This window comes from Mucilaginibacter lutimaris (assembly GCF_042676625.1).
Classification (GTDB): Bacteria; Bacteroidota; Bacteroidia; order Sphingobacteriales; family Sphingobacteriaceae; genus Mucilaginibacter; species Mucilaginibacter lutimaris.
On sequence record NZ_JBHTIA010000003.1, the window covers coordinates 1,184,734 to 1,207,777 of the forward strand.

24 protein-coding genes are annotated in these 23,044 nt (G+C 42.2%); 12 read left to right on the plus strand and 12 right to left on the minus strand.

The window, feature by feature from the left end; genetic code table 11:
* Positions 1-76: 76 nt before the first annotated feature.
* Entirely contained in the window at positions 77-1,501 is a 1,425-nt protein-coding gene (locus ACFQZI_RS06230; protein ID WP_377139862.1) for an MATE family efflux transporter, read from the minus strand.
* Between the two features lie 374 nt (positions 1,502-1,875).
* Here ACFQZI_RS06230 and rpsO point away from each other — a divergent pair, with 374 nt between their 5' ends.
* From rpsO to ACFQZI_RS06250, 4 genes are all read left to right on the plus strand, one after another.
* Positions 1,876-2,154 carry a 30S ribosomal protein S15 gene (gene rpsO, locus ACFQZI_RS06235; RefSeq protein WP_377139865.1) on the plus strand — a complete coding sequence of 93 codons (279 nt, stop codon included), beginning with the start codon at positions 1,876-1,878 and terminating at the stop codon, positions 2,152-2,154.
* A 130-nt stretch (positions 2,155-2,284) separates the two neighbouring features.
* Complete coding sequence (gene pnp, locus ACFQZI_RS06240) at positions 2,285-4,426, plus strand: polyribonucleotide nucleotidyltransferase (protein WP_377139868.1); 2,142 nt, start codon at positions 2,285-2,287, stop codon at positions 4,424-4,426.
* Positions 4,427-4,586: 160 nt separating this feature from the next.
* A complete protein-coding gene (locus tag ACFQZI_RS06245) occupies positions 4,587-4,856 on the plus strand; it encodes a hypothetical protein (protein ID WP_377139871.1) in 270 nt (89 codons plus the stop codon).
* A gap of 119 nt (positions 4,857-4,975) precedes the next feature.
* Complete coding sequence (locus ACFQZI_RS06250; protein WP_377139873.1) at positions 4,976-6,181, plus strand: erythromycin esterase family protein; 1,206 nt, start codon at positions 4,976-4,978, stop codon at positions 6,179-6,181.
* Position 6,182: 1 nt separating this feature from the next.
* Here the strand turns inward: ACFQZI_RS06250 and ACFQZI_RS06255 are convergent, their stop codons facing one another.
* From ACFQZI_RS06255 to ACFQZI_RS06265, 3 genes are read right to left on the minus strand one after another with little or no spacing between them, the layout of a single operon-like run.
* A complete protein-coding gene (locus ACFQZI_RS06255; RefSeq protein ID WP_377139876.1) occupies positions 6,183-6,818 on the minus strand; it encodes a uridine kinase family protein in 636 nt (211 codons plus the stop codon).
* Positions 6,811-7,806 (minus strand): LysM peptidoglycan-binding domain-containing protein, encoded by a 996-nt coding sequence (locus ACFQZI_RS06260; RefSeq protein ID WP_377139879.1) that lies wholly within the window; start codon positions 7,804-7,806, stop codon positions 6,811-6,813. Before ACFQZI_RS06260 ends, ACFQZI_RS06255 begins: the two co-directional genes overlap by 8 nt.
* Before the next feature lie 21 nt (positions 7,807-7,827).
* The gene (locus tag ACFQZI_RS06265) at positions 7,828-8,583 is read right to left on the minus strand and encodes a DUF4905 domain-containing protein (protein WP_377139882.1); all 756 of its coding nucleotides are present in this window, start codon (positions 8,581-8,583) and stop codon (positions 7,828-7,830) included.
* A 104-nt stretch (positions 8,584-8,687) separates the two neighbouring features.
* Between ACFQZI_RS06265 and ACFQZI_RS06270 the strand changes: the two genes are divergently transcribed.
* Positions 8,688-9,167, plus strand: a complete 480-nt coding sequence (locus ACFQZI_RS06270; RefSeq protein ID WP_377139885.1) for a Dps family protein — start codon at positions 8,688-8,690, stop codon at positions 9,165-9,167.
* A 132-nt stretch (positions 9,168-9,299) separates the two neighbouring features.
* Here the strand turns inward: ACFQZI_RS06270 and ACFQZI_RS06275 are convergent, their stop codons facing one another.
* Entirely contained in the window at positions 9,300-10,781 is a 1,482-nt protein-coding gene (locus tag ACFQZI_RS06275; protein ID WP_377139888.1) for a hypothetical protein, read from the minus strand.
* A gap of 26 nt (positions 10,782-10,807) precedes the next feature.
* Entirely contained in the window at positions 10,808-11,647 is an 840-nt protein-coding gene (locus ACFQZI_RS06280; RefSeq protein WP_377139891.1) for a hypothetical protein, read from the minus strand.
* 107 nt (positions 11,648-11,754) lie between these two features.
* Here ACFQZI_RS06280 and proS point away from each other — a divergent pair, with 107 nt between their 5' ends.
* The 3 genes from proS (at position 11,755) to ACFQZI_RS06295 (ending at position 15,388) form a co-directional block, all read left to right on the plus strand.
* Entirely contained in the window at positions 11,755-13,227 is a 1,473-nt protein-coding gene (gene proS, locus ACFQZI_RS06285) for a proline--tRNA ligase (protein ID WP_377139893.1), read from the plus strand.
* 83 nt (positions 13,228-13,310) lie between these two features.
* Entirely contained in the window at positions 13,311-14,450 is a 1,140-nt protein-coding gene (locus ACFQZI_RS06290) for a cystathionine gamma-synthase (protein WP_377139896.1), read from the plus strand.
* An 83-nt stretch (positions 14,451-14,533) separates the two neighbouring features.
* Positions 14,534-15,388 (plus strand): TIGR02757 family protein, encoded by an 855-nt coding sequence (locus ACFQZI_RS06295; protein ID WP_377139898.1) that lies wholly within the window; start codon positions 14,534-14,536, stop codon positions 15,386-15,388.
* Here ACFQZI_RS06295 and ACFQZI_RS06300 read toward each other — a convergent pair.
* On the minus strand, positions 15,385-16,062 hold the full coding sequence (locus ACFQZI_RS06300) for an NAD(P)/FAD-dependent oxidoreductase (RefSeq protein WP_377141746.1): 678 nt from the start codon (positions 16,060-16,062) through the stop codon (positions 15,385-15,387). The genes ACFQZI_RS06295 and ACFQZI_RS06300 overlap by 4 nt on opposite strands.
* A gap of 24 nt (positions 16,063-16,086) precedes the next feature.
* Positions 16,087-16,287, minus strand: coding sequence for an FAD-dependent oxidoreductase (locus ACFQZI_RS06305; RefSeq protein ID WP_377139901.1), 201 nt, complete (start codon positions 16,285-16,287; stop codon positions 16,087-16,089).
* A gap of 109 nt (positions 16,288-16,396) precedes the next feature.
* Here ACFQZI_RS06305 and ACFQZI_RS06310 point away from each other — a divergent pair, with 109 nt between their 5' ends.
* The gene (locus tag ACFQZI_RS06310) at positions 16,397-16,753 is read left to right on the plus strand and encodes a hypothetical protein (RefSeq protein ID WP_377139904.1); all 357 of its coding nucleotides are present in this window, start codon (positions 16,397-16,399) and stop codon (positions 16,751-16,753) included.
* Between the two features lie 31 nt (positions 16,754-16,784).
* On the opposite strand, the gene ACFQZI_RS06315 is transcribed toward ACFQZI_RS06310, so the two are convergent.
* On the minus strand, positions 16,785-17,843 hold the full coding sequence (locus tag ACFQZI_RS06315; protein WP_377139906.1) for a nucleoid-associated protein: 1,059 nt from the start codon (positions 17,841-17,843) through the stop codon (positions 16,785-16,787).
* 59 nt (positions 17,844-17,902) lie between these two features.
* Between ACFQZI_RS06315 and mnmE the strand changes: the two genes are divergently transcribed.
* Positions 17,903-19,267, plus strand: a complete 1,365-nt coding sequence (gene mnmE, locus ACFQZI_RS06320; protein WP_377139908.1) for a tRNA uridine-5-carboxymethylaminomethyl(34) synthesis GTPase MnmE — start codon at positions 17,903-17,905, stop codon at positions 19,265-19,267.
* 216 nt (positions 19,268-19,483) lie between these two features.
* Here the strand turns inward: mnmE and ACFQZI_RS06325 are convergent, their stop codons facing one another.
* Positions 19,484-19,648 carry a hypothetical protein gene (locus ACFQZI_RS06325; protein ID WP_377139911.1) on the minus strand — a complete coding sequence of 55 codons (165 nt, stop codon included), beginning with the start codon at positions 19,646-19,648 and terminating at the stop codon, positions 19,484-19,486.
* Between the two features lie 4 nt (positions 19,649-19,652).
* Here ACFQZI_RS06325 and ACFQZI_RS06330 point away from each other — a divergent pair, with 4 nt between their 5' ends.
* Positions 19,653-20,240 (plus strand): helix-turn-helix domain-containing protein, encoded by a 588-nt coding sequence (locus ACFQZI_RS06330; protein ID WP_377139914.1) that lies wholly within the window; start codon positions 19,653-19,655, stop codon positions 20,238-20,240.
* Between the two features lie 2 nt (positions 20,241-20,242).
* A complete protein-coding gene (locus ACFQZI_RS06335) occupies positions 20,243-21,397 on the plus strand; it encodes a site-specific integrase (RefSeq protein WP_377139917.1) in 1,155 nt (384 codons plus the stop codon).
* 285 nt (positions 21,398-21,682) lie between these two features.
* Here ACFQZI_RS06335 and ACFQZI_RS06340 read toward each other — a convergent pair whose 3' ends face one another.
* The gene (locus ACFQZI_RS06340; RefSeq protein WP_377139919.1) at positions 21,683-22,012 is read right to left on the minus strand and encodes a nuclear transport factor 2 family protein; all 330 of its coding nucleotides are present in this window, start codon (positions 22,010-22,012) and stop codon (positions 21,683-21,685) included.
* Between the two features lie 24 nt (positions 22,013-22,036).
* Positions 22,037-23,002 (minus strand): zinc-dependent alcohol dehydrogenase family protein, encoded by a 966-nt coding sequence (locus ACFQZI_RS06345; protein ID WP_377139922.1) that lies wholly within the window; start codon positions 23,000-23,002, stop codon positions 22,037-22,039.
* Positions 23,003-23,044: the final 42 nt, after the last annotated feature.

The following is a 23,044-nucleotide window of genomic DNA, read 5'->3' on the forward strand; positions in this document are numbered from 1 at the left end:
GCTTTACTTTATGATGAGATGCCGAAACAAGTTCAGCATGACGAGAGTTTATTTTATCTGCACATCTGCACATCTCCTACACCTTCTTCGTTTTCCATTTTCCTTTTTTAAACAAGATGTAAGCTGCAATGGCAAGCCCTATCTCGGATACGGGAATGGATATGAATACGCCGGTTGGGCCCATATCGAAATGTTTGGCAAGGAGATAGGCGAACGGGATCTGGAAGAGCCAAAACGTACAGAAGTTGATCTTGGTGGGTGTCCAGGTGTCGCCGGCACCGTTGAACGCGCTGGTAAAGATCATACCTATTCCGAAGATGATGAAACCGCCGCTCAGGATCTTTAATGATAGTGTGGCCACCTTTTTTACCGCCTCATCCTCGGTAAAGAACGAAGCGAATAAATGTCCGCAGGTTAAGAAAAGCACGGTTACCACGCCCAAAAACACTGCGACGTACCTGATGGTTTGGTAAACCGACTGCTCGGCCCGCTCTACACTGCCCGCACCAAGGTTTTGGCCGACCAGAGTAGCCGCGGCATTACTTAAGCCCCAGGCTGGCAGCAGAAAGAACATCATCAACCTTAGCGATGTTTGGTAACCTGCCGACCCATGGTCGCCGCCGGTGGTGGCAACCAATTGGGCCAGGAAGATCCAACTGCAACTGGCTATTACAAATTGCAGGATACCCGGCGCGGCTATTTTGATGATGGCTTTTATCTGCTCCCAATCGGGAATAAAATAGCTTAACCTCACAGTTAAAGCGTTTTTGTTGTTAAATAAATTATACAACTGGTAACTCACACCCAAACCACGACCAATGGTTGTGGCAATTGCAGCACCCGTTAACCCGAATGCAGGGATTGGCCCTAATCCACGGATAAATAACGGGCATAGAATGATGTTGGCGATATTGGCTATCCAAAGGCTGCGCATGGCAATGGCCGCGTTACCCGCACCACGGAAGATTCCGTTAATGAGGAACAGCAGTACAATGATGAGGCTGCCGCCCATCATGATACGTACGAATTGCGTGCCGTGGTCGGCGGTTTCTTGTGAAGCACCCATTAGTAACAGTAGATCGCAGGCGTGAAGCAGGCCAGCGATGCTGATGATAATGTTCACAAAAACGGCTATTACCACGGTTTGCATACCTGCCTTGGATGCCGCTTCAGGATTTTTTTCGCCAATGCGGCGGGCTACAACCGCTGTGGCCGCCATGCTTAGCCCTATGGCTAAAGAGTATATTACGGTGAGTACAGATTCGGTGAGGCCAACGGTTTGTATGGCGTGGCTGCTGTTTTCGAGGTGTCCTACAAAGTAGAGGTCCACAAGCGCGAATACCGATTCCATAGCCATCTCCAGCATCATGGGGATGGCTAATAAAACAATAGCCCGTTTAATACTGATGGACGTTAGATCTACATGCTCGCCTTTTAACGACTGCTTTAAAACGCTGAAAAATGATGATACTTTGGTTTGCGACTTGGTAGGTTGTGACATACAGGGTGAATTAACAGGCGTTTAAATATACAGCCTTTACGGCAATTTGTAATAAAATGTAACTAAAACGAAGATACAGCTACCATAGTTAGCGAGTGCTGTGTAAAAATGCCATAAGTAGGGGGCTATTGCGACAAGCAAAATTCGCGTTATGGATAGTAGCGGATACCGGCCCGGTGGCTAAGGCCTGTGCAGTATGAGCGGATAGCCCGGGCCGCAGGTAACGCCATTGTCAATTAAAAAGTCAAAATAAGCTCATATACAAGTTGGTAGGGATGATGAAACTTTTGAATTTTGAGTTTTTACTTTTGAATTTAAACAGTATCTTTGCACCCAATTAATCAAATTGTTTACGCTTTAATATTATTCAGGTAATGTATTTAAGTAAAGAAGCAAAGGCAGAGATCTTTGCAAAACATGGTAAAAGCGCCACTGATACAGGTTCAACCGAAGGTCAGGTAGCACTTTTTACTACTCGTATCGCACATTTAACCGGTCACTTGAAAAAGAACAAACATGATTTTTCAACCCAGTTATCACTGCAAAAATTAGTAGGTAAACGCCGCGGTTTGTTGGCATACCTATACAAAAAAGACATTGAAAGATATCGTGCTATCATCAAAGCTTTACAGCTAAGGGATATCATCAAATAACTTTTCTTATTTTTTTAAAAAAAGCCGTCCGCATTTGCAGGATGGCTTTTTTACTTTTGAAACATTATACACACACATAAAACAACCGGTGCGCTCCGAAAGATGAAAAGCGTACCACAACACAAACAAGATGAGTTTAAACGTAATTAAAAAGGTTATTGATTTAGGTGACGGCCGCACCATTGAGATCGAAACCGGTAAACTGGCCAAACAAGCAGATGGATCGGTAGTAATTAAAATGGGTGATACCATGTTATTGGCTACTGTAGTATCATCTAAAGAAGCGAAAGAGGGAGTTGATTTTTTACCCCTTTCTGTAGACTATCAGGAAAAATACGCTGCCACCGGTCGTATCCCGGGTGGTTTCTTACGCCGCGAGGCACGCCTTTCAGACTATGAGGTTCTGATCTCGCGTTTGGTTGACCGTGCATTGCGCCCTATGTTCCCCGAAGATTATCACGCTGATACCCAGGTAATGATATCATTGATATCTGCCGATAAAGATATTATGCCTGATGCACTTGCAGGTTTAGCGGCATCAGCTGCGCTTTCTGTGTCTGATATTCCATTCAATGGCCCTATATCTGAGGTGCGTGTTGCTAAAGTTGATGGCCAACTGGTTATTAACCCAACTTTAACCCAGTTGCAAAACGCAACTTTAGAGTTTATAGTTGCCGGTAGCGAGCACGATATTAACATGGTAGAAGGCGAAAGCGCTGAGATACAAGAAGAAGAACTTGTTGAAGCTATTAAATTTGCGCACAACGCTATCAAAGTACAGTGTTTAATACAAAAAGAGCTTACTGTAGAAGTTGGTAAAACCGAAAAACGTGTTTACAGCCACGAACACAGTAACGAAGAGTTGAAAAAAGCTATCTACGCCGCTACTTACGAAAAAGTTTACGCCATTGCAGGCGAGGCTTCAGCTAAAGAAGAGCGTGGTGCTAAGTTTAAAGCCGTACGTGACGAGTATATCGAAACCTTGGGCGAGATAGACGATATCACAAAATCCTTAGCAAAAAAATACTACCACGATGTGGAGTACGATGCTATCCGTAACCTGGTATTAGACGAAGGTAAACGCCTTGACGGCCGTAGCACCACCCAGATCCGCCCAATATGGAGCGAGGTTGGTTACCTGCCATCTGCACACGGCAGCGCGGTGTTTACCCGTGGCGAAACCCAATCGTTAACCACTGTTACCTTAGGCGCTAAGGATGATGAGCAAATGATTGATGGCGCATTCATCAACGGTTATCAGAAATTCCTATTACACTACAACTTCCCCGGCTTCTCAACCGGTGAGGTTCGCCCTAACAGGGGTGCAGGCCGTCGTGAGATAGGTCACGGTAACCTGGCAATGCGTTCGTTAAAACGTGTATTGCCGGCCGAAGATCAAAACCCTTACACTATACGTGTGGTGTCTGATATTCTGGAATCTAACGGTTCATCATCAATGGCTACGGTTTGTGCCGGTACATTGGCTTTGATGGATGCAGGTATTAAGATCAGCAACCCGGTATCTGGTATCGCTATGGGCCTTATCACTAACGAAATGGGTACTAAATATGCTATCCTTTCTGACATTTTGGGTGATGAGGATCACTTAGGTGATATGGACTTTAAAGTAACCGGTACCAAAAACGGTATAGTTGCCGTGCAAATGGACTTGAAAATAAACGGTTTATCGTACGAGGTTTTAACCAACGCGTTAAACCAGGCTAAAGACGGCCGTTTACACATACTTGGCGAAATGGCTAAAACCATTAGCGCCCCACGTGAGGACTACAAACCACACGCTCCGCGTATTGTAATGATTAAGATAGATAAAGAGTTTATTGGCGCGGTTATTGGCCCCGGTGGTAAAATCATCCAGGAAATGCAACGCGAAACCGGTGCTACCATCTCTATTGAAGAGAAAGACAACATGGGCTTTGTACAGGTATTTGCCGATAACAAAGCAGCTATTGATGCAGCTTTAGGCCGTATCCGTGCTATTGCTTCTAAACCGGAGGTTGGCGAGATCTACGAAGGTAAGGTGAAATCAATTATGCCGTTTGGTGCATTTGTTGAAATAATGCCGGGTAAAGATGGTTTATTACACATCTCTGAAATTGACCACCGCCGCATCGAAACAATGGACGGTATATTTAACGTTGGCGACGAAGTACGTGTGAAACTACTTGACGTTGATAAGCAAGGTAAATTGAAACTATCGCGCAAGGCTTTATTGCCTCGCCCGGAGAGCAATAAACCTGCTGAAAACAACTAATCATTAAATTGATTTATAATAACAAAACCCTCTAAAAGAGGGTTTTGTTATTTAATTGAAAAAAATATAAAATAATTGAAACAAGTTTTAATGTTTTAATGTTTCAGTTAGTTAAGAATAAAGTATAAGAGAAACACTATAGCCGGTCCTGACATTGCAAATGACATCTACCACCAATGATCCTTTAGATTTTCTCAATAATTCTCACGGGGTACAGAGTGGTGCACAAACTGATCTGATCCAGAAGTTATTGTACGAAATTATAAGGGTTAAAGAGCTTATTACCTATTACGATTCCATTCCAAATGGGGCAGGGCAGCTTGGCTCATCTATTTTGAACGAGCTGGTTACCGAAGCCTATAATTCTCTTGTAAACTACGATACTGTTTTGATGAAAAAATATTACGATCTGCTGCTCAACTGCGATTGATAATACCCTTAAAGCAATCTTCAATTTTAATTTCGGAATTTTATTTTATAAATTTTAATTTATCAAAATAAAATATCTATATATTAGATTTTTCAAACTATTATTTGTATAATCTAATCATGAACAAAAGTTTTTTAATCCTGTCATTAGTTTTTTCATTTTTTGTTAACAACTGTTTTGCACAAGATCAAACCTTAAATTGGCTTGATGCACATGCAGTAACTCTAGAAAATAACAAAAATTATCTACCTAAGTTAGTATCTGAATTAGAGGGTAATGCCATTTGTGGTTTGGGTGAAGCATCTCACGGTACTCATGAGTTTTTTATAGAGAAGGCGCGCATTGTAAAATATTTGATTTCTAATGCGAATTACAAGGCAATAGGTTTTGAATTTGGCTATACCAAAATGGCCGTTATAAATAGTTACCTGCAAACCGGTAAAGGCGATTTGAAAAAGTTAATGGCCGATTTGCGGTTATTTAATACTGTTGAACTGTTTGATCTATTCCAGTCCATTAAAACATATAATGATAGTCAGACGAATTCCAATAAGGTTACCCTGTTTGGTTTTGACAGCGACTTTTACAAACCAGATAATGATGCATCGGCAAGATATTGTATTGATTATCTTACAGCACATCCTGCGCTATATAATAATACTTCTAAAGCGGTTTTGGCTTTAAGTAAAGTAACCAATCCAACGCTCTATTATTTAACCGATTTGCCGGAAGCCGAGACCGCAGAAATTACAGCTTTAAATAAGTGGGCAGCTAAAACGCCTAATACAGCACCTGACTTTTCGCGTTTTAAGAAGCATCTTTCGTTACTTTACCAGGGTACACTACTTTCTAACCCGCTGGCAAGAGATGAGTTTATGGCAACTAATATCGCAGATTTTCGGGAGGAGCATAACGTGAAAACGATTATATGGGGGCACAATGTACACCTGGCAAAAGATACAACAATGGCAGAATGCAAGGGCATGGGCTATTACATAAAGCAAACATATCAAAAAGGATATTATGCCATTGCCTTTGATACTTTTAAGGGGGATGTGACCGTGATAGATGGCGAAGCGCTTGTGCCGCACAACTTTGAGGGAACACCAAACTCTTTCTCCGCACTGTTCGCTAAAGCAAAATACCCGGAGTTTTTTATATCGCTGAGCAATTCTGCGGGTAACCCTTTATTTAACGTTAATAATAAAATTACCAACCTGTTCGCAAACTGGGGGAATATGCGCGCCCTACCTATCAGGGCCGGGATAGATTTTAATGCTGTGGTCTTTATTAGTCAAACAACAGCATCAATGCCATTAAAGTAAGTTAGTTTAAAAGTTTATCACGTAGTTCCTGCGAGATCTCGTCGGTTATCTTGATTATGTCTGCCGATACCTGGGTGTTATTAACTACGATCTTGTCAGCCATATCACGATAGGGCAGCAAATACTCTTTATAAGCCGGTACAACATGGTTCACCCATTTATAATATGCATCTTCGTTAGAGTAGCCGCGCTCTTCCAGGTCGCGCTTTAGGCGGCGTTGTAGGGCAATATGTTCATCGGCCTCAATAAATATGGTCATATCCAGCACCTCCTTAATTTTACCGAAGTGCATGATGAAAAGGCCTTCCACAATAATAATCGGGGCAGGCTTTATCTCCATTATTTTTGGAGTGGCATTTGGGTTATTAAATGTATATTCCTGCTTCATGAACGATTCGCCCTTCAAAAGCTTAAAAATATCATTCTCAAAGTGGTCATGATCAATGGTGGATGGAAGGTCAAAATTATATTCCTTGTTTTCCTCTTTGGTCATGGTGTGGCCAACCGGGAAGTAATAGTCGTCCTGCGATACCAGGCACACTTCGTCGTCGCTGAAGTGTTCAAGGAAAGATTTTAAAAAGAAGGTTTTGCCTGATCCGCTGCCGCCTGCAACGCCAATTACATAAGGTTTATTCATTAGGTGTACCGTAGCTGATATTTACATGAAAACGTTTGTCAAGTGCGCCTAATGCTTCAGCAACATTTTTGGTCATCACTACTACCGCGTCTTTGGTTGATTGGCTATCAGTAAAGCGGCCAACCACTTTAGCAAAAGTTGTGCGATTGTTCATTGGGTTGGTTATACGCATTACGGTGCCTATTGGGGCGGTGCGGTGTAAAACCAATTTTTTATTAGGGTCAAGGCTGGCATCATCTATCCAGGTAGCCACGCCCTTTTCATTTTTTTCAAATAAGCCGTATTTGTTACTGCCCGGCTTGCGCGACGCGCTATCAATAGGAGAGGCAACGTAAGTAGAATCGCGTTTAACGGTATCTGCAGGGGCAGCTGCAACAACAGGCTGTGCTTGCGGTGCAGGCGTACCATTAGGTACAATTAAAACCTGGCCGGCGGTTAAGCTTGCAGATTTTAGTTTATTTAACGCAATAAGCGCATCAACAGTAGTATTAAAACGTTTTGCTATAGCGTAAAGCGTTTCGTGTGCCGATACTTTATACTCTTGTGTATTTGGAGTTGTAGCGGCAGGGGTTTGAGGAGCTTTTTGCTCATCTTTTTGTACCTGTTGCTGCTGTGTTACAACCGGTGTTTTTGCAGGGGCTTGTTCTGCGGATTTATTAGCAACAGGCGCTTGCTGTACAACCGGTTTGGTTTGCGTCGCCGCTACTGCTGCCGGTTTATCATTCGCTACAATTGAACGTTCGGTTGGTACTTTAATAATTTGCCCAATTTGCATTTTAGCGTTATTATTAAACGTTTGGATAATTTTTGGGCTTACCCCGTATTTACGGCCTATGGAGTAGTAGTTATCTTTTGGGTCGAGTTTGTGCAGGATAACTTTTTTGCCGTTCAGGTTCTCAACACCAACAGAATCGGGCAGTGCCGATGCGAACAGGGTGGAGCTTAAGCCTAACAGAACGGTTGATAATAATAGTATTTTAAGTTTCATAATAAATTCTTATTCAGTAATTTATATTTTTAAAACCTTTATTTCGGCTTTGTTTTTTATATAAACCAGTGCGTTTTTATGTAATACAAACGCCTCTGGCTGTAATTTTTGTATATCGTGGTTCAATAAATCGTGGTAAACCACATTGCTGCCTTCGGTAATATACAGGTGCTGTTGCAGCAACCCGTTTTTTAAAGTGTGCAAAGATACAATTATGTAACTATTATGGTTTAGGTAATGCACCATATTTCCGTAAGGTTCATCGGGCAGCATACCCGGAACCATCTCCGTGGCAGGCATCATTACAGGTACGACTATATTATTCTCTAAAGGTTTATCCACAACAGCATCATACGGCCTGATGGTTTGACCGGTAAGTACATCTGCCAGCATCAATTTATTTGGCTGGAAACTGGTATTGTAAACCACCGGGCCATTAATGGAGATATGATCGAACGCCAGGCTGTAATTGCTCCAAACTTCTGCAGCGGTTGTACTATCAATAGCAATAATAGCTTTATGTTCGGGGCCGCTTTCGTGTTTATAGTAATGTAAAAGTATTATGCCGTTATAAACCGCTTCAACGCCGGTTAGCCAACGCTCGGGCAGGGCAAAGTTTGTAAAATTTACTTTACCGGTAGATAGATTCAGCGTTGCGAAGCTGGTTTGTTTATCCGCTTCGTTGCGGATCTCAATGCCTAAAGTTTCTGTTACCTCATCAATCTGGAGGCGCCAGACAGTGCCGTTAAAGGCCTGCGAGATGAATGGTTGTAGCATTGTCATTAAGTGTGCAAATATGGGCTATTTATATTAAAACATGTTAACTTTGGTAAACAATGCCTGTTAAAAGGCTGTTATTTACAACTAAAACCACACACATCATGGACGCTGAAAAAATAAGCTTAGAAGAAAAGAAAGTAAAACCCGTTGTCGATCATTTGAACGATCTGTTGGCCAATTATCATATCCACTACCAAAAATTACGCGGTTGCCATTGGAATGTTAAAGGGTCAAACTTTTTTACCTTGCATATTAAGTTTGAAGAGCTATACACCGCTGCTTTAACTACTATTGACGAACTTGCCGAAAGGATACTTACTTTAGGTAAGCCACCCTATAGCACCTTTAAAGATTATATAGCAACATCTACTATTCAGGAGATAAATACAATTGGCCTAAAGGATACAGCTATGGTTAAGGCTATTATTGATGATATGGCCGCATTGATTGAAATGGAGCGCGAGATATTAAATATTACAGCCGATGCAGGCGACGATGGTACCAACGATATGGTTAACCGCTTCATGCAATTCAAAGAAAAAAACACCTGGATGCTGCGTTCTTTTGTGAATGAAGATTAGGTTTCAGAGATTAGAGATTATTAATCAAAGATTAGGCCTAACTCCTAATCACAAAAAAGGCGATGAGTTTACTCATCGCCTTTTTTGTGGACTTATATTTTGTCTCAAATCTCAAGTCTAATATCTCAAATCTTAGAAGCGGTATCCAAAAGTTAAGTACCCGTTATTGCTGGTGTTTCTTAACATGGCTGCCGGGCTGCTTGCCCCAATATCATACGGGAACAGGTTTTGGTTCCCACTTGAATGGGCATAAGTACCATCTACATAATACTGGCCAAAACGCAGGCCTATACCTCCGCTTACAGTTTTAATATCGCTGCCGTTATCTTTGCGCACATCGCCTTGTATGGCATAACCACCGCGTAGTAAAAAGAAGCTGTTTACACGTGCCTCGGCACCAATGCGCGCATTAACTGCCGATTTATACAAACCTTTAATTTCCGGGTTATCTATACGGTCTGCATTGTAATTATTATTGCTGCTTAGGTGGGTAGTGCCATAATCAACATATTCTACATCGCCGGTTATAAAACCAAAATGTTTTATAAATACCGCCGCACCGCCTGCTAACTTAAGTGGGGTGCGCAGGTTGTAGTTTAACTGATAGTCGGGAGAGGCGCTGTTGTTTGTTGTATTTGAGCCAACTTTTGAAGATAACGATTCATAATAAACATCATCAATATTATAAAACGTAGGGGTAGTGAATGTTGCACCAAGGCGCACAGCTTCTACCGGTTTGTAAATTACACCAACTTTAGCGCTAAAGCCCGTACCTGTAGTAACCTGGTTTTGCGAATATGCAGAACTGTATGCACGGGTTACAGGTGGCGGCGTGTTATTTTCTATAACTGATACATTTCCATCCTCATAAAAAGTGTTGAATGAATTGTATTTAATATCAGTAAAATTAAGGCTGAAGCCCAGGTAAAGTTTATTGCTGTAGTTGGCGCCAACCGAAAAATCGACAGATGACTGGCTACCCGAACGATTATAAATAGCTTCCTGTGCTGTTGAACTAACATTGTTAGCCCGATACTCGGATGTGGTTGGTGTAAGCGCGTAAGCATCTATCAAGTTATGGTCGTACGCCCAACCGGCAAGGCTGCCTTCGTCAATACCAAACTGGTTGGCTTGTGATGCAAAGTAACTATTAATAGAGGTTGCTCCATTGCCGCTATAGCGGATGTTTTGGTTAAAATTATTAGTACGGCTAAAGCTTACACCGTAGTTAGCGCTTAACCAGCCTTTGTTTTTATCGGCCCCGGCCGGTTTGGTTAATTGGTTGTAAATTACAATGGCCGCGTTATTTAAATTAAAGTTGTTGCGGGTGGTTGTAGTTTTATTATTAAGGTAGTTAGCCTCGGTTTTGTTATTATCATAACCGGGGGTAATGCTAAATTCTGACCGGGTAAAAAATCCAAGACCGGCGGGGTTACCACTAACGTTGCTTAAGTCGCCGCCAAGAGCTGTACCTGCGCCGCCAACTGCTTTTACCCTTGATGTGGTACCGGTGGTAGTTTGAGAAAACCTTACGGCATCCTGCGAATATTGAGCAAAAGTATTTTGGGTAAATGCTACTATAGCAATTACACTAAGTATATATTTAAATTTCATAAATTGAGTGAGGTTGATGTTAAAACTTAATTCCTTACCGGCCTGCCGCCGCCACCGCCGCCGCCAGAGCTTCGGCCGCCACCGCCACCACCAAATGATGAAGGTGCAGAGCGTTCTACACTTGGCTGGTAGATAGGCCTGTCGGTACGCACGCCACGTGTTGCGCGGGCATCGCCATAGCCGTTGCTATTTGACGTAGTACCACGTGTACCTCTGTTTGGAATGTAACCTATACCGTTTGAATTAGTGCTGCCGCGGCCGCCAAATGCCGTACGGCCCTGGTTGCCAAAAGAAGTGCCCGGGCTGCCATTACCCCTGTAAGGGCGCGGGTTGCTGCGATAGGCCGAATAACCGCCCCAATAGCCACCCCCATAACCGTAACCGATGCCCCAGTAAGAGTACGGAGAATAAAAGCCACCGTAACCATAACCGCCCCAAGGGTAGCCATAGCCAAAACCACCGTAATACCATGGCGAGCCAAAGCCACCATAGCCAAAGCCACCGCCGTAACCAAAGCCTAAGCCAATGTTCCAGCCGCTGCCATAACCATAACCAAGGCCGCCGTAGCCGCCATAGCCATAATATAAGTTATCGTAATAGCCAAAAGGAGAGTAGTAAGCAAAACGGTTTATGCGCGAAGCGTAATCGTCATAATAAAAGTAATCGTCTTCATCAGTCTGGTCGTCGCCGTCCTGGTTATACTGGTCGTTCCGGGTAATGTAAACCGGCTCTTCGGCCGCTGTCGCGCGCGAGAAGTAAACGTCGTCGTTGTTGTTGTTAGATGTGGATGCGGTTCGGTTAACGGAGCAGGAACTCAGCGCTATAGCACTGATCAAAATCATTCCTTTAATAAGGTTCCTATTCATTTTTGTAAGGATGTAAAGTTCTAAGGCCAAATAAACGTATAAATTTATAAATTTGAGCCCTGCTAAATGTTAAATATCAGATCAATTTATAATCCAAATATCACAAAATGAGCAAAGGTGTCATTAGTAAAGACGAAGATTACTCGCAATGGTTTAACGACTTAATAATTAAATCTGACATGGCCGAATATTCGCCCGTGAGAGGATGTATGATCATTAAGCCGTACGGCTATTCTATATGGGAAAAAATACAAGCGGTGCTCGATAAAATGTTCAAAGAAACAGGGCATCAAAATGCTTATTTTCCGCTGCTCATTCCAAAGTCTTTCTTCTCAAAAGAGGCCAGCCACGTAGAAGGTTTCGCTAAAGAATGTGCCGTTGTGACACACTACAGGCTAAAAAACGATGGTGATGGTAATATTATTGTTGATGAAGAAGCAAAATTAGAGGAAGAATTAATTATCCGCCCAACATCCGAAACCATCATCTGGAATACCTACCGCGGCTGGATCCAAAGCTACCGCGACCTGCCTATATTGGTTAACCAATGGGCTAACGTAATGCGTTGGGAAATGCGCACCCGTTTATTTTTGCGCACCAGCGAATTTTTATGGCAGGAAGGCCATACCGCCCACGCAACTGCAGACGAAGCTGTAGCAGAAACAGAACAGATGCTGGAGGTTTATGCAGACTTTGCCGAAAACTGGATGGCACTGCCGGTTGTAAAAGGCCGTAAAACCGCCAACGAACGTTTTGCAGGCGCATTAGATACTTATTGTATTGAGGCTTTGATGCAGGATGGTAAAGCTTTGCAGGCAGGTACGTCGCACTTTTTAGGGCAAAACTTTGCCAAAGCATTTGATGTGAAATTTACTACCAAAGACAACGTGCAGGATTTTGTTTGGGCAACCTCATGGGGTGTTTCTACCCGTTTAATTGGTGCGCTAATTATGGCGCATTCTGATGACGCGGGCCTGGTATTGCCACCAAAACTGGCGCCTATACAGGTTGTTGTTGTGCCCATATACAAGCACGACGAAGAATTGGAAAACATCACAACGTTTGTAAACACGTTAACCAAAGAGTTGCGCGCTAAAGATATCAGCGTGAAATTTGATAAACGCGATACCCACCGCCCGGGCGCTAAATTTGCCGAGTACGAGTTGAAAGGTGTGCCTTTGCGCGTTGCTATTGGCAGCCGTGATATGCAAAACGGAACGGTTGAACTGGCACGCAGAGATACGAAAACCAAAGAAACGGTAAACCAGGAAGGCCTTGCAGCACATATCGAAACTCTGTTGGAAGAGATACAGGCAAATATTTACAAAAAGGCCGCTGATTTCCGTACAGAGAACACTATCGAGGTGGATACTTACGAAGAATTTAAACGTATGCTTGATGAGCAACCGGGCTTTATATCGGCCCATTGGGATGGGACATCTGAAACCGAGCAAAAAATAAAAGACGAAACCAAGGCCACAATACGTTGTATACCTTTAAACAATAAACAAGAAGAAGGCAAATGCATCCTTACGGGTAAACCGTCGACACAGAGGGTGCTGTTTGCGCGAGCATATTAAAGGAGTTTATGGTTCATGGTTGATAGTTCATAGTAGCTGCACCATGAGCCATGATCTATGAACCATCAACCATTCACCATCCCATGAAATTCGGAACCAAAGCAATACATGCAGGGCAGGAGCCCGACCCAACTACCGGCGCTATCATGACGCCGATATACCAAACATCAACCTACTGGCAAAAATCGCCGGGCGATAATAAGGGCTACGAATACTCGCGTGGTACCAACCCAACCCGTAAGGCGCTTGAGGATTGTTTGGCAGCGTTAGAGAACGCTAAGTATGGTTTGGCATTCTCAAGTGGTATGGGCGCTACCGATGCCGTAATGAAATTGCTTACCCCGGGTGATGAGGTAATTACCGGTAACGATTTGTATGGTGGTTCATACCGAATCTTCACCAAGATCTACGCTAACTACGGTATTAAATTTCATTTCCTTGATTTGGGCAACCCCGACATCATCGACGAATATGTGAACGATAAAACAAAGCTGGTTTGGATAGAAACGCCAACCAACCCAACCATGCAGGTGGTAGATATTGAGGCCGTAGGCAAAATAACGAAAGCTAAAAACCTGCTTTTTGTGGTGGATAATACCTTCGCATCGCCATACCTGCAAAACCCTATTGATCTTGGTGCTGACGTGGTAATGCACTCTGTTACCAAATACATTGGTGGCCATAGCGATGTAGTGATGGGTGCCCTAATGCTGAACGATGAGGAGCTTTACAAAAGGCTTTGGTTCATTTATAATGCCTGTGGCGCTACGCCGGGCCCAATGGATAGCTTTTTGGTATTGCGTGGTATAAAAACCCTGCACCTGCGCATGAAAGCGCATTGCGAGAACGGCCGACAGGTTGCGGAGTTTTTAAAAGATCACCCACGTGTAGAAAAAATTTACTGGCCGGGTTTCCCCGATGCAAAAAATCACGACATAGCCAAAAAGCAAATGCGCGATTTTGGCGGAATGATCTCAATAGTGTTAAAAGACGCTGATTTGCAGGAAACCTTCCGCATCGCATCTTCATTTAAAGTATTTGCGCTGGCGGAGTCATTAGGCGGTGTGGAATCGCTGATAAACCACCCCGTAAGCATGACCCACGGCAGCATCCCTAAAACCGAGCGCGATAAAGCAGGAGTAGTAGATAACCTTCTTCGCTTAAGCGTTGGGGTAGAAGACATCGAAGATCTGCTGGAAGATTTGAAGCAGGCGCTGGCATAAGGAGAACCAGGATATAAGAGTCAAGAGCCAAGACGACAAGCTTCCTTCTTGTTTCTTGGCTCTTGTTTCTTAATTCTAAAATTATGAACGATAATCTTAAAGCTTTCCTTGACACTAAGGTTTCTCAATACAACCGCCCGGAATTTATCGCTAACGATCCCGTGGGCATCCCTCATATGTTCAGTAAAAAGCAAGACATCGAGATCATGGGATTTTGGGCAGCTACCTTAGCGTGGGGGCAGCGGGTGACTATCATCAACAAGTGCAAAGAGCTTATTAGTCTGATGGATGGTGCGCCCTACGATTTTATCATCAACCACGAGGAACCCGATCTTAAAAAATTACTTCACTTTAAGCATCGCACATTTAATGATATAGATACCCTGTACTTTATTTCATTCTTTAGATGGCACTATGAAAACTATGAGAGTTTAGAGGATGCGTTTATTCCTCGAAATAATCCTGTCATCCTGAACAATAGTGAAGGACCTGTTCGCGATAAAGGTCTTCAACAAGCTCAGGGTGACAGTATGGTAGAAGCAGCCCTCAACCATTTTCGTTCCTATTTCTTCTCCCTTCCCGATTTTCCGCCACGTACCAAAAAGCATGTATCGTCGCCATCGCAAAAATCAACCTGTAAAAGGCTAAACATGTATTTACGATGGATGGTACGTAAGGATAATAACGGTGTAGATTTCGGCATCTGGAACAAAATAAAGCCTGCCCATCTGATCTGCCCCTGCGATCTGCACGTAGATCGCGTGGCACGCAAACTCAAACTCATCACCCGCAAACAAACCGACTGGCAAACAGCTGTAGAGCTTACCAAAAACCTGCGAGAATTGGACCCAAACGATCCTGTTAAGTACGATTTTGCCCTGTTCGGTTTGGGTATTGAAGAGCGCTGGGGGCTTGAAGGGATATTGCCTGAATTCTAAAAATTATCTTGTATCAGTTGTTTATCAATAAAAGCACCAGCCTTATTCCCATCGGCAATTGCTATTGCAAGCGACCGGAACATGGTTGCATTATCTCCCGCAGCAAATACACCTTCCACGGTAGTTGCCTGAAAAGCATCAACCTTTATGTATCCTGTTTCCGTCATCTCACAATTTAATTGCTGCGGCAGGTTGCAATGCTGCTTTATATCCGGGCGCGCGTAAACTGCTTTTAAATTGTGAATGGAGCCATCCATAAGCTCCAGGCTACTCAAAATGCCATTATTATGATTTATTTGTTTTATATCTTTCTCGTAAACAGCAATATTGTGCTGCTGTAGTTTATGCAATTGTTGCTCGCTCAATAAAGAGGGCCCATTTGTGAATAAGGTTAGTTGTTTTGTGCGTGTGCTTATCATTTTAGCATACTCAAAAGCCATATCGCCATTGGCAATAATGCCTGTAGGCTGGCTTCTCACTTCATAACCATGGCAATAAGGGCAATGCAAAACAGATATTCCCCAGCACTCGGCAAAACCAGGTATATCGGGCATTACGTCAATTATTCCGGTAGAAAATAATAGTTTTTCAGCGGTAAAACTTTCACCCTCGAGGGTAGCTATATTAAATACGTCATTGTGTTGCCGTGCTTGCGTAACTAAGCCCTTTTTTATTTTTACTGTAGGATACTGTAGTACTTACTGCCGCGCCTCGTTTGCTATACTGGCCGGCGTTTGGCCGTCATGTGTGATTAAATTATGAGAATAGGGCGTCTGCCTGTTACAAGGTTCGGCGCTGTCAATTACCAATACATTTCTTAATGCCCTGCCTAATGACATAGCAGCCGAAAGTCCGGCATAGCTGCCACCTATAATAATAACTTCAAAATCTTCTTTCATAAAGCAAATGTAACAGGCTAAAACCTTAAATGCAATAATGTTGCATTTAAGGTTTGCATAAATACAATACAATGACGATATTAGTTTGGGAACATCAACATTTATACCTGTGGAAGAAAAACAATTATCACAGTTTTTGACCGGCAAAAGCGAGCACACAGTCGCGCTGTTCAATCATTTTATCAACCAATATAATATCATTGGCCCGGTAGAAGTTGTGCCCCTAAAAAGTATGATAGGTTTAGATAATGGGCACAAACGCATAGCCTACATTACCCAGCTGGGTAAAAACTTTATACATGTTATATTTCCTTTCAAAGAGGCATATCTTGATAATATGTGTTTTACCAAAATACCGCAGGTGCCGGGGCAGCAGCAATTCAATCATCATTTCAGAATGTTGAATGTAGAGGATGTGAATGATGAGGTGTTAGGCTTTATGAAGATGGCTTACAGCGAAGAATAACCCCAATCATTCGGATCAATAAGATCAGCGGTTATGCTTCTTCCTTAAAATAAACTTTATAATAATTCATGGCCTTATCATCATCGAAACCTTTTTCAATCAGTTTGTTATCGCCGTGTATATAAATGTGGAAGTTTTTATCGAGCTTTAAAACGCTTTTATAGATGCGGGCTTGTTTTTTAACGGCATTGCCGGATATTTCGAAGCTGTCGCCAATCTTGGTATCAAACTCGTCTTCGTATTGGTTTTTGAAATTTTTAAAGGAGATAATGGCCTCCGGGTTGCTTATTACTTCTTCGCTAAACTCATCCAAGTCAAAGGTTTCTTTTTCTTTAAAGTACTTCATAGAGCGGTTTAGCAGGTCTATCTTATCGGCTTTGCTCATCTCAAACTCATCATCCAGCTTTTGGGTTACAAAGTTTTTGTAGATGCCAAGGGTGTTGCTGGTTTGGTTAAAGCTATCGTTACGGATCTTTAGCTGTAAAAACTCATCCTTCCAGTACACCGCGGCATCTTGCCCGCCACTCACTTTATCAACCACAACTACTTTGTAACCGTTCTCTTTTTCTATATTGAAAATCAGTACGCCTTTATCCAATTTATTGATGTTAATGGCATCCTGCTCATAATCTACCGCGAAACCGCCATTATCCGGGTATACTTTAAGGTAGGTTTCTTTATTTTCCGATTTAAATATACCAATAGCATCCAATAGGTTACCTTCAATTTGTACGTTATTAAAATAAACCACGTATAGTTCTCCGCCTTTTATGTTGGGGTGGGTGCTTACTTTGTACAAATGCTTCGCTATCTGTTCAGACATTTCCTGAAATTTCTCCCGGTCGTCAAATACTTTTGTAGCAAAATTATGTAACTCGTTAAGGGCAAGGTCGCCGCTGCTGTGCATCAGGTGGTAAACCTCGTTGGCTTTTTCAAATGGTTTTAAAAAGTATTGCATCAGCAGGGTAGGGATCACCTCATCTTTCAACTCAATCGGTTTTTCTGACAATGCGTACATTTCACCAACCGTTTGGTTACCCACATGATGTACAGAAATTGTATCGAGCGAAGCTTCAAAAAAAGTTACCATAGTGTGGCGAAAATAAAACTTTTAGTTCATAGTAAATTACGACTTTTGCAGATAGCAAAATGGCACACACAGAGGAAACAATAGTAGCGCTTGCTACACCAAACGGGGCAGGGGCAATAGGGGTAATAAGGCTTTCGGGCCCCGATGCTATAACAATTGCTCAAAAGGTTTGGAAAGGTAAAGACCTAACCAGGCAGGCATCGCATACGCTCCACTTTGGGCGAATAGTGGATGGTGAGCTGGAATTGGATGATGTTGTTGCATCCTTATTTGTTGCGCCGCGATCATACACCCGCGAGAACGTGGTTGAGATCTCTTGTCATGGTTCTAATTATATTATTGAGTCGATAATTAAACTGCTGATAAAAAACGGCGCACGTGCAGCCAAGGCTGGCGAGTTTACGCTAAGGGCGTTCCTGAACGGACAGCTCGACCTTTCGCAGGCCGAAGCAGTTGCCGACCTCATCGCGTCAAATTCTAAAGCATCACAACAGGTAGCCCTGCAACAATTACGGGGCGGATTCAGTAACCAACTGCAGCAGTTACGCGAACAATTGGTACAGTTTGCATCATTAATAGAGCTTGAACTTGATTTTGCCGAAGAAGATGTTGAGTTTGCCAACCGCGATCAATTAAAGAGATTAACCCACGAAATTACACGTGTTATAGGCAACCTTATACAATCGTTTGAACTGGGTAATGCTATAAAAAATGGAGTAAATACTGTTATTGCCGGCAGGCCCAATGCAGGTAAATCTACGCTGCTGAATGCTTTATTGAACGAGGAACGTGCTATTGTTAGCCATATACCCGGCACAACGCGTGATACCATTGAAGAAGTGCTGAATATACAAGGCATAAACTTTCGCCTTATTGATACAGCCGGTATCCGGGAAGCTACAGATACTATTGAGCAGATAGGGGTGCAGCGTACTATGGAAAAAATTAGCCAAAGTGCCTTGCTTATATATGTTTACGATGCCGAACAAATTACGGTCGAAGAGCTTAACAGCGATTTAGAAAGCCTGCAAAAGCCCGGCGTAACCATGCTTGTAGTAGCCAATAAAGCTGATCTTTTATCTGCCGAGCAACTCTTAGCCCTGCCGCATACAGATAAAGCGATCATTATATCTGCCAAAGAAAAGCAGCATATAGATGAGTTGAAAAGCAAGATATATCAGGCAGCTATAAAAGAGCAACTAAGTGGCCATGAAACGCTGGTGACTAATATCCGCCACCTGGAAGCCCTGCAAAAAACAGAGGAAGCGCTAATAAGGGTGCTAAACGGAATAGATACCGTAACATCCGATTTCTTATCAATGGATATCAAACAAGCCCTGCACTACCTTGGCGAAATAACCGGCGCTGTTACTACCGACGATTTGTTAGATAATATCTTTAGTAAGTTCTGTATCGGCAAGTGACCTCTCCAAACAACCAAAACTAACGACAACTAACGGCAATTAAATATCTCATTGTTAATAAGTTATGTTGATTTTGCTTGTCCAAATTCTTGGATAATTAGCGATGTATTTCTTATTTTTGTTACTATCTTGTTACTCAAAACAGAAAAAAATTGAGTCGACAATTTTAGGGAGAAATTAAGTCGCTTATATACCCTTATTTCCGCTTATTGCGCCTTATATACGCTTAATCCCTGCTGAAAGTGGAGAAATAACTACAGATGAATAGTTTCCCCTATCATCAGTAGTTAGGTCGCCGGTTATTTCGCCATTGCGGGATAATAATCTGATTATTAATGTTTTAAATGTGGCGAAATTACCGCCCTGGAATTGCTTTGCCAAAATTTTGGCAAAGACAAAAAAAGGATTTTTCGAGATGAGTTCGAATTTTACAGTAAATAGGATATGTGAGCAATGCGGAAACGTATTCATTGCTAAAACGACAGTTACCCGGTTTTGTGGAAAATTATGTAGTAAACGTGCAAGTAAGCAAAAAAGCCGTAATGAAAAAATGGCAGCTATGGATCAGGTCGTAAAAAAAGTACTTGATGCTAAAGATCCTGACGGCGTTAATGGAGAATTCCTGAACGTAAAAAGTGCTGCCAAACTTCTTCGTGCATCAGATAAAATGATTTATCATTTGATCAATATAGGCAAGCTAAATGCTGTCAACCTTTCAAAAAGAAAAACACTTGTGTTCCGCAAGGATATTGACAAGTTATTTGAGCTGCCGCCGGTAGTTCAACTGAAGGAGCTCAAACCTCCACCAATCTCGGAATGCTATAACATGGGCGAAGCGCAAAGGATTTTTAATATTTCAGAAAAAGCGCTGTTCGAGATAATTAAACGAAATAACCTGTTCAAGTTTCAGGAGGGCAAATTTGTCTATGTTGCCAAATCGGACCTGAATAGTGTATTAAATCCAGGATCATAATTATGGCTAAAGTACACGTAAGAAAAAAAGCCTTAACAAAGGGCCGTCATTCCATTTATCTTGATTTTTCGCCCCCTATCAGAAATAAGAAGACAGGGAAACCGCAGCGGTTCGAATTTCTGGACATATTCGTTTACGATAAGCCAGAAAATAACATTGAACGCCGCCATAATTCAGAAACGATGGAACTAGTTGAAAACCTTCGGGCAAACAGGTTGCTTGACATCCAAAACCGGAAATACGGGTTCATTTCCAACCGCGATCGCTCGGCCAGTTTTATCGACTATTTCAAAGAATTCATTAATACAAAAACAAGATCAGATTGCGATAACAACGCGATGGCTTTTCGCTATTTTGTTGCATTCGCCGGGCATGATCTTATTTTTAACGATCTGGAGGAATTTCTTTGTGAAGATTACAAGAACTTCATGTTAAGCGGACCCGGCATCAGCAGAAGAGGACGCCCGATCAGCCGGAACACCGCTGCAAGTTACTTTGCGAAATTCCGCAATGCGCTGAAGCGGGCTTACAAGCAAGGGCTGATCACGGTTGACCTTCATGCGCAAACTGATCCGATCAAATTAAAAGAAACCCACCGGGAACAGCTGGAAATGGAAGAATTCCAGGCGTTGGTAGATACCCCTGCAAAATCTGATTTGATCAAAAGAGCGGCCATCTTTTCAGGGCTGACCGGGCTGCGATTTTCAGATGTAAAAACGTTGATGTGGAGTGAAGTCAGAGGAACCCCCGGCAAATATTATTTACAATTTACTCAGGAAAAAACGGAAGGAGCGGAAATCTTGCCGATTTCAGACCAGGCTGTTTCCCTACTTGGAAAACGTTGTGAACCAGAGAAGCGTTGTTTTAACAATCTTCATTATTCGAATATCAAGCCGTGCTTTAAAGACTGGATGCCAAATGCTGGAATTATGAAAAATATTACGTTTCATAGCTTCAGACATACGTTCGCTACATTACAGTTAGAAATGGGAACCGAACTGTTAACAGTATCTAAAATGCTTGGGCATAAAACTGTAAAGACGACACTGATATATACAAAGGTCAAAGACAAAATGAAGATTGAAGCGGCGGGTAGGATTAAGCTTAACTTAAACAATATGGGACTGATTGACAAAAAAGCTAGCAAGATCAAATAATCTTGCTTTGTAAATCAATGGAGATAATGTAGTTTCTTACAATGTATCGATTTGAAAACCTTTTTACATCTGGAAAAATATCATTGAAACAGTTTTGGGAGCAAAAGAAGGTGTTAACAGATCGGTAATATGCGTGTTAAAAAGCAGGCAAAAGGTTTTCTTCACTTATAGGGTTGCAACGGCAATCAGTTAAGATTTCCACTTTTTCTGTATTTGAAAAATCTCAAAAGACAAAGCCCCTGATAAAATCAGGGGGTTAAATTAAACAACTTTATTAATATAGGATCATATCACGAACGACCTTACCTCACTGATCCATCCCTGCTTAAATTTCCAAACGTCACAATAATGACTTTTAATTGGCTTGCCGTTGTTTTCGATTACCAGCTGGCCAAGTTCAATTATTATATCGTTTTCTTTGACCGAATTTTCAGTTGTGAAGGTTATCCCCTCATAAGCTGAACTTATATATCTGAGTAGTTCTACTTTTCCATTAAAGGTGCTTTTGCCGACATTTTCCCATTTAACATCGTCGGTACAATACGTTATGAACTCGTCATAATTACCTTCTGCCAATGCGTTATTTGCCATTAAGAATATATCCTGATTACTCATACCTAATCGTTATCTTATATAATTTTAGTTATTGACCTGAACACCGATCTTTCCGTAGAAATCCTGGTCGCTGTCTCTGAATTCAAGTAAACTGTGAGCTTTGCCAATTTCAGACAATGGAAAAACTTTGTTTACTACAGGTTTTAGCTTTCCAGCCTCGATCAGTTTAGTAAGTTCGTCCAATTTATTTCTGCTTTGCCTTGTAAACACAAAATGATAAGTGGCATTTTTCCCCCAGGCATGGATCAGGTTCTGCGGCTTTTCTATATCAACCAAAGTCACGACCTGTCCCATCTGGTTTAAGATCTTACCGCTGTCAGAAAGTGTATTTCCGCCAATGGTATCGATCACGAGGTCAACGCCTACGTTATCTGTCAGTTTTAAGATAGCATCAATGTAATTTTCTTTCTCATAGTCAATGACATCCGCTCCCAGTCCCTTTAAAAACTCGTGATGTACGGTCCTGGCCGTTGTATATACGGTAGCACCCATTGCCTTTGCAATCTGGATAGTGGGTATTCCCACTCCGCCCGCACCACCATGTATCAATATTGTTTGGTTGATCTTAAGTTGTGCTCTGGTGTAAAGCATTTCCCAGGCAGTACCAGCAGCTAAAGGAAAAGTTGCTGCTTCCAAATGGCTTACGTTTTTCGGCTTGATACCAATTATAGCTTCCCTGGCAACATGGTATTCTGCATAGCTTCCCTGCCCTACAAAGATTTCGGGAGTGTAATAAACTTCATCACCGACTTTGAAATTCTTGACGCCTGTTCCAACCTCTACAATCACGCCGGAAACATCATGCCCGGTGATGACCGGTAACTGCAATTCATTTACGTAATCACCTCGACGGACCTGAAAATCAAGCGGATTTACTGATGTCGCCATAACTTTTACGAGTACCTCATCAGATCCCGGTTTTGGGGTAGGTACATCTAATATTTCAAACTTTTCAACCGAGCCGAACTCGTTTAGCACTGCTGCTTTCATAATGATCTATTTTAATTAAACTATTTATTTATTTGTTATTAG

Coding starts and splice junctions, on each gene's coding strand:
- ACFQZI_RS06345 (WP_377139922.1), bottom strand. CDS start 23,002: ATGAAAGCAGCAGTGCTAAACGAGTTCGGCTCGGTTGAAAAGTTTGAA.
- pnp (WP_377139868.1), top strand. CDS start 2,285: ATGAGTTTAAACGTAATTAAAAAGGTTATTGATTTAGGTGACGGCCGC.
- ACFQZI_RS06315 (WP_377139906.1), bottom strand. CDS start 17,843: ATGGTAACTTTTTTTGAAGCTTCGCTCGATACAATTTCTGTACATCAT.
- ACFQZI_RS06340 (WP_377139919.1), bottom strand. CDS start 22,012: ATGAGTAATCAGGATATATTCTTAATGGCAAATAACGCATTGGCAGAA.
- ACFQZI_RS06270 (WP_377139885.1), top strand. CDS start 8,688: ATGGACGCTGAAAAAATAAGCTTAGAAGAAAAGAAAGTAAAACCCGTT.
- ACFQZI_RS06250 (WP_377139873.1), top strand. CDS start 4,976: ATGAACAAAAGTTTTTTAATCCTGTCATTAGTTTTTTCATTTTTTGTT.
- ACFQZI_RS06255 (WP_377139876.1), bottom strand. CDS start 6,818: ATGAATAAACCTTATGTAATTGGCGTTGCAGGCGGCAGCGGATCAGGC.
- ACFQZI_RS06260 (WP_377139879.1), bottom strand. CDS start 7,806: ATGAAACTTAAAATACTATTATTATCAACCGTTCTGTTAGGCTTAAGC.
- ACFQZI_RS06295 (WP_377139898.1), top strand. CDS start 14,534: ATGAACGATAATCTTAAAGCTTTCCTTGACACTAAGGTTTCTCAATAC.
- ACFQZI_RS06305 (WP_377139901.1), bottom strand. CDS start 16,287: ATGAAAGAAGATTTTGAAGTTATTATTATAGGTGGCAGCTATGCCGGA.
- rpsO (WP_377139865.1), top strand. CDS start 1,876: ATGTATTTAAGTAAAGAAGCAAAGGCAGAGATCTTTGCAAAACATGGT.
- ACFQZI_RS06280 (WP_377139891.1), bottom strand. CDS start 11,647: ATGAATAGGAACCTTATTAAAGGAATGATTTTGATCAGTGCTATAGCG.
- ACFQZI_RS06245 (WP_377139871.1), top strand. CDS start 4,587: ATGACATCTACCACCAATGATCCTTTAGATTTTCTCAATAATTCTCAC.
- mnmE (WP_377139908.1), top strand. CDS start 17,903: ATGGCACACACAGAGGAAACAATAGTAGCGCTTGCTACACCAAACGGG.
- ACFQZI_RS06335 (WP_377139917.1), top strand. CDS start 20,243: ATGGCTAAAGTACACGTAAGAAAAAAAGCCTTAACAAAGGGCCGTCAT.
- ACFQZI_RS06275 (WP_377139888.1), bottom strand. CDS start 10,781: ATGAAATTTAAATATATACTTAGTGTAATTGCTATAGTAGCATTTACC.
- ACFQZI_RS06265 (WP_377139882.1), bottom strand. CDS start 8,583: ATGCTACAACCATTCATCTCGCAGGCCTTTAACGGCACTGTCTGGCGC.
- ACFQZI_RS06290 (WP_377139896.1), top strand. CDS start 13,311: ATGAAATTCGGAACCAAAGCAATACATGCAGGGCAGGAGCCCGACCCA.
- ACFQZI_RS06230 (WP_377139862.1), bottom strand. CDS start 1,501: ATGTCACAACCTACCAAGTCGCAAACCAAAGTATCATCATTTTTCAGC.
- proS (WP_377139893.1), top strand. CDS start 11,755: ATGAGCAAAGGTGTCATTAGTAAAGACGAAGATTACTCGCAATGGTTT.